At 62.5% G+C, this 11203-nt stretch carries 11 protein-coding genes and 1 pseudogene; 6 read left to right on the forward strand and 6 right to left on the reverse strand.

The features are described 5' to 3' along the window. Nucleotides 1–466: 466 nt before the first annotated feature. From D3227_RS38700 to D3227_RS38710, 3 genes are all read left to right on the forward strand, one after another. Complete coding sequence (locus D3227_RS38700) at nucleotides 467–664, forward strand: CsbD family protein (RefSeq protein WP_120019264.1); 198 nt, start codon at nucleotides 467–469, stop codon at nucleotides 662–664. A 73-nt stretch (nucleotides 665–737) separates the two neighbouring features. After that, on the forward strand, nucleotides 738–902 hold the full coding sequence (locus D3227_RS38705) for a DUF3309 family protein (protein WP_006201457.1): 165 nt from the start codon (nucleotides 738–740) through the stop codon (nucleotides 900–902). A 53-nt stretch (nucleotides 903–955) separates the two neighbouring features. Beyond that, the gene (locus tag D3227_RS38710) at nucleotides 956–2170 is read left to right on the forward strand and encodes an NAD(P)/FAD-dependent oxidoreductase (protein WP_120019274.1); all 1215 of its coding nucleotides are present in this window, start codon (nucleotides 956–958) and stop codon (nucleotides 2168–2170) included. Nucleotides 2171–2203: 33 nt separating this feature from the next. On the opposite strand, the gene D3227_RS38715 is transcribed toward D3227_RS38710, so the two are convergent. Beyond that, entirely contained in the window at nucleotides 2204–2812 is a 609-nt protein-coding gene (locus tag D3227_RS38715) for a cysteine hydrolase family protein (RefSeq protein ID WP_120019265.1), read from the reverse strand. A gap of 212 nt (nucleotides 2813–3024) precedes the next feature. On the opposite strand from D3227_RS38715, the gene D3227_RS38720 reads away from it, so the two are divergent. Next, a complete protein-coding gene (locus D3227_RS38720; protein WP_120019266.1) occupies nucleotides 3025–3441 on the forward strand; it encodes an HD domain-containing protein in 417 nt (138 codons plus the stop codon). Nucleotides 3442–3497: 56 nt separating this feature from the next. Here D3227_RS38720 and D3227_RS38725 read toward each other — a convergent pair whose 3' ends face one another. The 3 genes from D3227_RS38725 to D3227_RS38735 form a co-directional block, all read right to left on the reverse strand. Next, nucleotides 3498–3923, reverse strand: a complete 426-nt coding sequence (locus tag D3227_RS38725; protein WP_120019275.1) for a globin family protein — start codon at nucleotides 3921–3923, stop codon at nucleotides 3498–3500. A gap of 145 nt (nucleotides 3924–4068) precedes the next feature. Next, nucleotides 4069–4731 (reverse strand): BA14K family protein, encoded by a 663-nt coding sequence (locus D3227_RS38730; protein ID WP_167481060.1) that lies wholly within the window; start codon nucleotides 4729–4731, stop codon nucleotides 4069–4071. A gap of 113 nt (nucleotides 4732–4844) precedes the next feature. Next, nucleotides 4845–5963 (reverse strand): KamA family radical SAM protein, encoded by a 1119-nt coding sequence (locus D3227_RS38735; RefSeq protein WP_120019268.1) that lies wholly within the window; start codon nucleotides 5961–5963, stop codon nucleotides 4845–4847. Nucleotides 5964–6196: 233 nt separating this feature from the next. Here D3227_RS38735 and D3227_RS38740 point away from each other — a divergent pair, with 233 nt between their 5' ends. Both D3227_RS38740 and D3227_RS38745 read left to right on the forward strand, forming a co-directional pair. Beyond that, a complete protein-coding gene (locus D3227_RS38740) occupies nucleotides 6197–7135 on the forward strand; it encodes a hypothetical protein (RefSeq protein ID WP_120019269.1) in 939 nt (312 codons plus the stop codon). 143 nt (nucleotides 7136–7278) lie between these two features. Continuing rightward, complete coding sequence (locus D3227_RS38745; protein WP_120019270.1) at nucleotides 7279–9336, forward strand: ABC transporter ATP-binding protein/permease; 2058 nt, start codon at nucleotides 7279–7281, stop codon at nucleotides 9334–9336. A gap of 86 nt (nucleotides 9337–9422) precedes the next feature. Here D3227_RS38745 and D3227_RS38750 read toward each other — a convergent pair whose 3' ends face one another. Together D3227_RS38750 and D3227_RS38760 are read right to left on the reverse strand one after the other, a co-directional pair. Next, the gene (locus D3227_RS38750; protein ID WP_120019271.1) at nucleotides 9423–9788 is read right to left on the reverse strand and encodes a VOC family protein; all 366 of its coding nucleotides are present in this window, start codon (nucleotides 9786–9788) and stop codon (nucleotides 9423–9425) included. A gap of 848 nt (nucleotides 9789–10636) precedes the next feature. After that, nucleotides 10637–11083: pseudogene (locus D3227_RS38760) on the reverse strand (SRPBCC family protein); the annotation flags it as partial. Nucleotides 11084–11203 lie beyond the last annotated feature (120 nt).

Raw genomic sequence — 11203 nt, forward strand, 5'->3', positions numbered from 1 at the left:
GACAGGGTGGGACAAGAGCTCGACTGCCATTTCGTTGGCCAGGGTGTGAAGCCGGAGAAACCAACCCTGTTCTCTTTGCCACCTGGTCCGGCTGACGCGGCCCGCGTGGAAAAAACCCGACATGTGGCACGATGGTTCCATAGGGGGCAGCGATCAAGAAGCTCTTCGCCGACGCTTGGCGGATGCGCCGTGCAACAAAGCTAGCCACCGCGCGTTGATCTTCTGCCAGTTCACTCTGGCTACTCCAGAACTCCGAACCCGCTGGCTGACCGCCGGCGGGTCTTTTTTGGCAGTGCCGGAGCATTTCGCCTGGAGCTCCGGAACAATTCGTCATCGACCCGGTTCTTTCTCTGCAGCTGTCCCCTCAACTGCTGCCGATCAGGTATCCCCTGATCAGCCCGCGTCTCCCCTAACAAGGAGACGCGGGTGCGGTTGAGTGCGAGCTCTCAACAGAAGGAAGGCAACGATGAATTGGGATCAAATCAAGGGCAAATGGATGCAGTTCAAAGGCAAAGCCAAGGAACAATGGGGCGACCTCACCGACGATGATCTGGATCGGATCGACGGCAATCGCGACCAACTCCTCGGGCGGATTCAGGAGAGGTATGGGATCGCCAAGGAACAGGCGGAGCGGCAGGTAGACGACTGGTGCAGGCGAGTCTGAACAAGGTCAAACGGTCGCTTCTTCAGCATCTGGCGCTGCCGCGCTGGCAGCTCATTAGAGAGAGGAACCATCCATGGGTCTCGGCACGATTCTGATCATCATCTTGATTCTGATTTTGCTTGGCGGTTTCAGCGGCCTTGGCGGTGGGCCCTTCTATGGCACCGGCTACTATGGCGGCGGCGGTCTCGGTCTGGTGCTGCTCATCGTCATCATTCTGGTTGTTCTCGGGCGCCTCTAGCGCGCGGCCAGCGATCACCGGACGCCCATTGCGTCTAGGTGCTGGAGGAGTTGGTGGCGCGCAAACTCGACCTGAGGAGCGGTCGGCCAGTCTGGTTTTCTTACCGCGCGCCATCGGTGCCGACAGAAAAACTGACGCGGGACGTAAGCACCGGCGTACTGATCGTCGGTATGGGCATCAGCGGCGCCATGGCCGCCGAAGCACTGACGCGCGCCGGCCATTCGGTGATCTGCATCGACCGGCGCGGACCGCTGGACGGATCGACCTCGGCCACGACGGCCCTGGTGCAATTTGAGCTCGACCAGCCGCTGACAAAACTTTCGGCGATGCGGGGAAAGGCCGATGCCGAGCGGGCATGGCGCCGGTCGCGCCTGGCCGTACTCAATTTGCAAGGGCGGATCGCCGAACTGGGGATCGACTGCAACCTCACCTGCCATCCCGCGCTTTACCTGGCCGGCAATGTGCTTCGACGATCCGCGTTGCGCGCCGAGGCAGAGGCCCGCCAACGAACCGGAATCGCTGCAACTTACTTGAGCCGTCAGGCCCTGGCGGAAGGGTTCGGCATCGATCGCGCCGGCGCCATTCTCAGCCATGGCAATCTCGCGCTTGACCCGCGCAAGCTAACCGCGGGTTTGCTGCTGCGGTCGCTGGCACGCAAAGCGCGCTTCTATGCACCGGTCGAAGCAACGGCGATCGACCACGATCGCGAAGGAGTCATCGTCGGTACCAAACATGGACCAACGATCACAGCGCGACATCTGGTGCTGGCGACCGGCTATGAGTTGACCAACATCGTCCCGTCGACGGCGCACCGCATCGTCTCTACCTGGGCCATCGCCACAAAGCGGCAGCCAAAAAACATCTGGCCGGACGCCGCTCTTATCTGGGAGGCATCAGAGCCATACCTCTACGTCCGCTCGACAGCCGACGGCCGTGTCCTCTGCGGCGGCGAGGATGAAGACTTCTCCGATGAGAAAGATCGCGATCGGCTCATCGCCGGCAAGGCCGAACGATTGGCCGCAAAGCTAGTGCGGCTGTTGCCGCAGCTCGATCCCAACCCCGAATTTGCCTGGACCGGTTCGTTTGGCACGACGACAACGGGGCTGCCCTATATCGGTGCGCTGCCCGGGCACCCGCGCGTTCATGCAGTCATGGGCTATGGTGGCAATGGCATCACCTTTTCGCAAATCGCATCGGAGATCGTTTTGTCGGCAATCGGCGGCGCCGAGGACACCGATGCGAAGCTCTTCGCATTCGGTCGCTCCTAACGAGTACGGCAAGCAGGATTCTTAATCCTTGCATCAGGTCCAGCTCGACAGGATCGTTTCCATTTCCACCGTTTCCACCTGCTGCGCAAAGCGCTGGTGATAGACGGTCAGAAGCGCATCATGCGTGGCGTCGGAGGAACTGCACAGCGCGTCCGTCACCAGCACCACACGGTAGCCGAGGTCGATGGCGCCGAGCACAGTGGCGAGCACACATACGTCGGTCTCGCCGCCGGTGATCACCAAGGTGTCGATCCCCCGCTTTGCCAGAAAATTCGCGACCCTGCCCTCGAACCAGGGCGAGTAGATATGCTTGTCGATAACGCTTGCGGGTGGACAGTGCATCGCCAGCGAAGGCAAGAGATCGACCATCTCGGGGCCAATCTTCTCCAGTGTCATTGACGCCCAACGCTGGTAGTAGCGCTTCCAGGTGCCGATGCCCTGGCCTGGTTTCTGTACCGGCAGGAAGCGGGTAAAGACGGTTTGCGCGGCGCGTCGTTCGACAAGGCTCTCGATCCGCGGCAACACACGGGTGATCCAAGGTGTGGCCCAAGGCGATGGTTCCACAAACAGCCGCTGCATGTCGACGCAAAGGTGCACGCATTTGTCACCCAACGGGCCATAGGCCAGTCCTGGCACTGACATCAGGATGCCCTCGCTGGCGCGGCGGCAACTGCGATGCGCAGCGGTTCAACAACGACCATCTCGACACGCATGCGGCCCCTCCGCTGCCTCCTGCCGACAAACGCGATGCACCGCCCTTCGTTCCGGCTACGGCGTTGGCAAGCCATCGCGCGTGTGGAACCCACGGCCCATTTCCCGGTTAGATCCAAAGAGGCAGATACAGGATCGAAGCCATGAGCGTGCTCTACCAGGCGGCAAAGATCGCCGAAAAGGCCCATGCCGGGCAGACGGACAAAACGGGGCAGCCCTATATCGAGCATTGCCACCGGGTCGCCGACGCCGTCGAAACGCTTGATGAGAAGGCTGTTGCCTACCTGCACGACGTTCTTGAGAAGAGTGAGGGTTGGAGCCGTGACCGGCTCGAAGAGGCAGGCTTCGGACCATCGATCGTATCGGCCGTAGACGCGCTCACCCGACGACCTGACGAGGACGATCTCGCTTTCGTACGCAGGGCAGCAGCCAACCCGGTGGCACTCCCGGTCAAGCGCGCAGACCTTGCCGACAATCTCTGGCAGGCACGCCAGATTGGTGCCTCGACATCGAAATACGAGGACGGCTTGCGCGTCCTCGATGAAGAATTCAGCGGTTGAATGCCTGATCCCGTTGGAACGGGCGAACGAGCCGCCTGCGGCCGCAGCCCGTCACGTCACGCCGCGAGCTGGTCCTCGCGGGCGGCTGCGATCATGACACTCGCGAGCAGACCGTAGGCTGCTTCCCAGGCCTCGCGCACTGGCGGGGTAAAGGCGGCGCCGAGGCCGGTCGCCAGCGTCTCGATCAGCGCCTGGCCGACGATCGGGTAATGATGCTCTTCAACGCCATAGGTGACGTGCCGCTTGGCGAGTTCGCGCACGGTCGGCAGAATGGTCTCGGCACGATCCAGTCCATGCACGACGAAGCCCAGGCTTGCCATCAGCTTGGCACCCTGCTTGGTCATGTCCCGCACAGGAAACAGCGCCCGAAGGTTTTCGTCGATCGCAAACAGGCGTTCATAGAACAAGGCGGCGGCAGCCGCGCGGATCGGGACGACCTCACGAAAACTGTCCTGCACAAGTCGGATCTGGTCGGGCGTCATCGGCGCGCTCCTCTGGGTTCTGGCCTGCGTGACCATCCCCCCGGGGCGTTTCGCAGACATGTCGCCCGTCTGCGTCGATGTTTCAGTTATGTCTCAATCCGGTTTCAGGTTGCATTCGGTTGTTTTCACCCGCTCCCTCACACCCCTATTCGCACTGCTGGCGCGGGCCACCCGAGTAAGGTTGGTAGGTGTTGTCTTCCGGTCGGTAGGAGCGGTAGCGGCTGAAGCAATATTCCATGTGATCGGGCGAAAGCTGGGCGCCGTCCGCCTCGTACGTCGTGGCGTAGCCGTCCATCGAAGCGTCATTCGCCTCGACGTAGCTGGCGGCATCGGCGGGCTGCGCGGCGCGTCGGGGGGTGCCGGGGTCGAGATAGGGCGAGATACAAGGGCGCTGCTGCCCGCTATAGGACATGTAGCTGTTGTCGCCGGGACGATACGAGCGGTAGCGGCTCATGCACCATTCGACATGGGCGGCGGGCAGTACTGCCGAGGCCAGCTCCTCATCCGTCGAAGGCTGGATGGCGGAGGTCGCGATGGCGTCGGTCGTCGCTGGGGTAGTCTGCGGCGCGGCGGCCGCATCAGCTTTGGCGTCCGGCACCGCAGCCTGCTCGGCCGGGATACGCTCCAACGTCTGCGCCTCCTTGTTCACCGGATGCGCGTCCTTGGTCCAGAGTTCCGCGACGCCAATGCTGGGGGTGATCTGGCGCACGGGCTTTGCGGCGAGAAGCCAGACGGCGAAGGCAAGGCCGCTGGCGAAGACGGAAAGGGTCAGCACGAAGCCGCCGACTATTCCCAACAAAGCTTTCACGCCACGCGCTCCTTAAGGCCCCGCTCATACAATGCGGGACCTTGAGTCCGGTTCCAGGGAGCCGTGCGAGGCGAGCACGCCTCGTAGAAGCCAGGCTTTTCAGAGAGCCGCCTCTACTCCCCAACCACCGCTCTGTACACCCTCACCTCCCCATCCTGTCCGCGAATGCGCCACGTCTCCCCATCCCGCGCCTCGACATAACACGGTCCCAGCGGCACCTTGCCGCCGCCGTCCGGCAGGTCCAGCACGTAGACGGGGTTGCAGATGCCTGACAGCCGCCGGCGTAAGGCGCCGGCCAGCGCCTGGCCTTCGGCGATCGTGGTGCGCCGGTGCGCCATGCCGCGCGCGAGGTCGCCGTGGTGCAGGTAATAGGGTTTTACCCCGAGGCGGTACATCAGCTCGCGGCAGAGTTCCTCCAGGACCTCGACAGTGTCGTTGACGCCCTTGAGCAGAACGCTCTGGTTAAGCAGCACGAAGCCCGCCTGCCTCAGGGTACGGCAGGCGTCTTCGGTACGTGAAGTGATCTCGCGCGCATGGTTGAAATGGGTGACGACGGTGACCATCAGCCGGCCCTGCAAGGCGGCAACCAGCCCTGATGTGATGCGCGCTGGCAGCGCGACCGGCACGCGGGTGTGGATGCGCAGCAGCCGCACATGCGGGATCGCCTCGATGCGGGCGCGGATCTCGGCCAGCGCCTTGTCGGGAAGCGAGAGCGGGTCGCCGCCGGTCAGGATCACCTCGCGGATCTCGGGGTGGGTCGCGATATAGGCGAAGGCCGGCTCGAGAGCTTCGCGCGTATAGCCGCGTCCGATCGAGGTCAGCGACTCCTTACGGAAGCAGAAGCGGCAATAGACCGCGCATTGATAGGTTGGGAACAACAGCACCCGGTCGGCATGGCGATGCGTCAGCCGCGGCACCGGGCTGAAGTCATGGTCGCCGATCGGATCGTCGAGCTCGCCCTCCTGCTCCGCCAGTTCCTGCAGCGACGGGATGACCTGCGCCCGGATCGGATCTTGCGGGTCGTTCCAGTCGATCAGGTCGAGATAGGCCTTTGGGATGCGCACCTTGTGGTTCGCGGCCGCTTGCTGGACCGCCGCGCGCTCGGCCGGCGACAGCGGCAGGGACTCCAGATCGCGGACATGCCGCACGCCTTCGCGGACATCGTCCTGCCAGGCGGCGTCGCCGGCCGGAGTGCGCTCGGTTGCGTCGTGAAGGTTGGCGTCTGAAGTCATTGGGTTTCTCGGGGCGATTTCTGGCGGAGCTATCGACCGGATGGTCAGGCGGGTCAACCATCTGCTTGCCGCAGTCTGGCAGCCGTCGCATTCCTTCGCGCCCCCTCTGTCCTGCCGGACATCTCCCCCACAAGTGGGAGATTGGCAGCTTCACCGCCGCCCTCGCCGACGAGCCCATAGGTATTTAAGCAAAATGGCATTAATCTGCGCAGTCTGGGGTTCAGGGCAGGCGAATGGATTTCGGCACGGGCCAAGGCTACCTCCTCATCGGCGGCCTCATCCTGGTCGGTGCCGGGTTGCTGATCCTGTCGCTGATCGTCAATCTTCGCGTCGCCCACAGCGTGCGCGACGACGTGCGCCATCGCGAAAAGCTGCTGGAATATTACCGCAACATCTTTTCGCAGCTCGGCGTGATCCTGATCGGCATCGGCGTGTCTCTGTTCATCTTCTTCTTCCAGCAGAACTATCAGGACCAGAAAAGACGCGAGACGGAGCTGCAGCAGGTGATGGCCAAACTGGCGGCGCGCATTGCCCGCGGCACCCCTGTCGTCGCATCGCTCGGCGAATTCGACGAGCTGCTGGATCAAGGCGGGCCCTATGTCAGTCCGGACCTTGGGGGAACGAACGCCGCGGTCAGCGCGCAGGGAACGGAACTCGGCAAGCAGGTCGCCGAGATCCTTCTGGTCGAGCGCGACGTCGATGTTCAGGCGTTCGAGATCCTCAACCTGTCGCGCGATTTCGAAACCTCGTTCGTCGTCAACGAGCTCGATCCGACGCTGTGGTTCAACATCGTGCGGGACGAGAACGAGATCAAATATGCCACCACCCAGCTCGCCCTTGACTACAAGGATTTGCTGGACGCGATCGGCGGCGAGCCGGTCGAGGTTGCGCTCGCCAGTCCTGAAAAGGGGAGCAAGATCAAGCAGGAAGTGCTCGACATCTTTTACGATGCCGATCTCCTGCGTCAGCGCAGCAGGAAGTTTCTCGGCCGCGCGTGCTGGCTGTTCAGCAAGGGGCGCGGCTTCGTCGGCCTTGCGCCGGCCGATGCGATCGAGGCCGATGCCAGATCGCACCAGGAATGGATCGACGGGTCGAAATCCGTGCTGATGCAGTCAAAGTCGGGCAGTGGCGATTGCTTCAAATTGCTCCATTACGGCCAGGCGTTTAACTGAGAACGAGCCGGCGGCGAAAACCCGCCGGGTACGAGCCGTTCCCGCCGTCAATGACACCACGCAGCCGACGCTCAGCGGGCTGCCCGCTGGCTTCTCGAGCGGACATCATGAAACCTTCTGATTTTTAAGCCGTTGTCGGCCTGATGTCAGAAGCTGTCAAACCGAAATCGGCCGACGGCGCCAGGCCGGGCGGGGCCCGGAAGTCGCGCCAGCAGCAATCGCGCCAAGAGAAATCGCGCGGAGAGAAATCGCGCGGAGAGAAGTCGCGCGAAGAGAAGGCATCGGCAGTCGAAGCCGAGGAGGTCGTCGGCGTGGCCGCGCCGCCGCCGGAGGCCGTCGAGCCCGATCCGGAGCTGACGCCGGAGCAGGCCGAGCAGGCGCGCAAGAAATATCTGCTGCGGCGTTTCTGGATCAGCGCGCGCGGCTACTGGAGCCGGCGCGGCGACCGGCTCGCCTGGCCGTTCACCATCGGGGTGCTGCTGCTGATTTGTATCAATATCGGCTTCCAGTATGGCATCAATGTCTGGAACCGCTCGATGTTCGATGCTCTTGAGCAACGCAACGCCCGCAGCGTTTATTTCCTCAGCGCCGTATTCGTGCCGCTGGTGATCTGCAGCGGCAGCCTTGTCGTCGCGCAGGTCTACCTGCGCATGACGATCCAGCGCCGCTGGCGTTCCTGGCTGACCACCGCGGTCATCGCGCGCTGGCTCGCCAGCGGCCGCTACTACCAGCTGAACCTCGTCGGCGGCGACCACCAGAACCCCGAAGCCCGCATGACCGAGGATCTGCGCATCGCCACCGAATCTCCCGTCGATTTCATCGCCGGCGTCCTTAACGCGTTCCTGTCGGCCTCGACCTTCATCGTCGTGCTGTGGACCATCGGCGGCGCGCTGACCCTGCCGATCGGCGGCGAGAGCATCACCATTCCCGGCTTCCTGGTCATCACCGCGATGATCTATGCCGCCATCACCTCAACCTCGATGGTGGTCATCGGCCGCAACTTCGTCCAGCTCTCCGAGCGGAAGAACCAGGCGGAGGCCGAACTGCGCTACACGCTGACGCGGGTGCGCGAAAATGGCGAGAGCATCGCCCTGCTCGGTGGCGAGGACGAAGAACGCAGCGGCATCGACAGGAATTTCGGCCATGTGCTGAGGCAATGGGCGCTGCTGACCGGCCAGCACATGCGCACGGCGGCGGTGTCGCAGGGGTCGAGCCTGTTTGCGCCGGTCGTGCCGATCCTGCTGTGTGCGCCAAAATTCCTCGAAGGCTCAATGACGCTTGGCGAGGTGATGCAGGCTGCCTCTGCCTTTGGCATCGTGCAAGGCGCGTTCGGATGGCTGGTCGACAACTATCCCCGTCTCGCCGACTGGAACGCCTGTGCGCGGCGCATCGCCTCGCTGATGATGTCGCTCGACGGGCTGGAGCGAGCCGAACAGAGCGACGCCCTGGGACGCATCCAGCGTGGTGAAACCGAAGACGGTGCGATGCTCAGCCTCGACAATCTCTCCGTGACGCTCGACGACGGCACGTCCGTGGTCAAGGAAACCGAGGTCGTGATCGAACCGGGCGAGCGGGTGCTGGTGGCCGGCGAATCCGGTTCGGGCAAGAGCACGCTGGTGCGCGCCGTCGCGGGATTGTGGCCGTGGGGCGGCGGCAGTGTCAATTTCCACTCCGAGAGGCGACTGTTCATGTTGCCGCAACGTCCCTACATCCCCTCGGGCACGCTTCGCCGTGCAGTCGCCTATCCTGCCGCCGCCGACAACTGGACGATTAAAGAGATCAAGGCTGCCCTTGACAAGGTGGGCCTCGCCTATCTCGCCGCCAGGATCGAGGAAGACGCGCCATGGGACCAGACCTTGTCGGGCGGCGAAAAGCAGCGGCTCGCCTTCGCGCGTCTCCTGCTGCACAGCCCCGATATCGTCGTGCTCGATGAAGCAACCTCGGCGCTCGACGAGAAGAGCCAGGACAAGATGATGCAGACGATCATCCACGAATTGCCGAAGGTCACCATCATCAGTGTGGCGCACCGCGCCGAGCTGGAAGACTTCCACAGCCGCAAGATCACCCTGGAGCGGCGCAAGGGCGGCGCCAAGCTGGTCAGCGATATCGAGCTTGTTCCGCGCAAGGGCAGACGGAACCTTCTCTCGCGCGCCTTGTGGGGCTCAGGCTCTTCTGCCGCAAGGCGGCGTCAGGTTAAGTAAGGCGGCGCTGACTGGAACCAAGCCGGCGGCGAAAACTCGCCGCTTTGTCGAACCAACAGCCTGCCGCCGTCAGCTCTGCGTCAGGTTCAGTCCTTCTTGAACTCGAATAGCTCGATGACGTTGCCCGATGGATCCTCGAGCAAGATGGCGCGGCCAGCACCGCCGTCGCTGATTTCGCCGCGGAATCTTGCATCAGCCCCGCGCAACCGCTCAATGAGGAGATCGATCTCGTTCGTAACGATCATAAATCGGTTCCAACCGCCCGGCCTCGGATCGCCGCCCGCCTGACCACCGCTCCCCGCACCTGGGGCGCTGAGATACAGTGTCAGGTCGTCGCGCAGCAGCGCGGCGAACTTGCCCGGATTGTGCTTAACGATCTTGAAATCGAGATTGTCTCGATAGAACGCGACCGCCTCGTTGACGTCCGCAACGATGTATCGGACGGATGCCATTCAACCTTCTCCTCGGTTTCGTAGCTACAACGGTCAACTCGCGCAAAAGGTTTCCTGTCGGTGCTCGGCCTGACCGCTGGCGAGGCGCAGGACGGACAGATCGCCAACACGCTCCTAGACCATCTCGGCGCGCACGACGGCCTAGCTGTTCGGAGACCAATGGTATTTTTAGTGGAACGCTAATATACGTAGACGCTCGAACCAGCAGCGCCTGCCGATACTCGGGGAATGCCATGCGGAGGTTCATCTTCACGGCAATGTGTATCGCCGCAGCAACGGGCGCTAATGCCCATGATTGGTACGAAGACAGGATTGACCCGCTGACGAAATTCAAGTGTTGCGGCGGTTCCGATTGCCGCGCCATACCTCGGTCTTCAGTGCGATCCAGGGTTGACGGTGGTTACATTTATTTGCCCCATAATTTCATCATCCCAAAGGACCGTGTCCAGGAATCCCCGGATGACCAATACCACATCTGCGAGAATACCTACGTCATAACCAATCAGCTGTATTTGCGTTGCTTTTTCGCGCCTCGGGTCAAGATCTCTCTACTGCTCCCACATTAAGGTAAATACTGCGCGTCGCTCGCTGCCCTGAACGGACGTTCGCGTTCGCTACACAGGAAGCCTCCGATAGCGGCCAGTCCGTTCCCGGCCCAATGCTGCCTGGCTGCTTCGTGCCGCACCTCGGTCGTCAAAAGCCGCGTTCGCAGATCTCCTAGCGTGCGTAAGGTGGCCGTGCTGGGCTTCGAGCTCGCCTCGGTCTTGTCGTCGAGGACGACGACGACCTCGTCGGGGTTCTCTTCCGCATAGGAAAGAGCCAGGCGGCAGACCGCGAGATCGACGACTTCATGACCGTCGCACGCTCGCGCCCAGGGTGACGAGAAGCCCGTCCAGCTGCTCGAACTGCTCGGGCATCCCACCTTCCATCCCCTCGATGGCTTCGTCGAGCGCTTCCTTCGAGGGATAGAGTTCGTGGAAGATCAGCAGCGTCTTGCCACCCTTTTCCTCAAAGGTCACCGTGGTCACGGCGCCGTCCTCATCTTCATCATTGGTCCAGACGAGCCGCGAGTGCGGTATCACTTCGATGTACTTGCCGAAGAATGCCCCCCTTGAGTTTGAGGCATCCTGTCCGAACTCGAGACGGTATTTGCCCCCGGTACGAACATCCATCTCGCAAGAAAACAGGGGCACGCCCATCGACTTCGGTGCCCACCACCGCATGAACAGCTCGGGCTTGGTCCAGGCCTCGAACACGATGCGCGCCGGGGCGTCAAAGGTTCGCGTAACGACTAGGCTGAATCGACATTCATCGCATCCAGATCATTGCAGCGGCGAGGTGAATGAAGGCGAGGAAGTGGCTGGCGCGTCGATCGTAGCGAGTTGCGAAGCGTCGGAAGTGCTTGAGCTTGTTGA

This window comes from Mesorhizobium waimense (assembly GCF_003601975.1).
In the GTDB taxonomy this organism is placed as follows: domain Bacteria; phylum Pseudomonadota; class Alphaproteobacteria; order Rhizobiales; family Rhizobiaceae; genus Mesorhizobium; species Mesorhizobium waimense.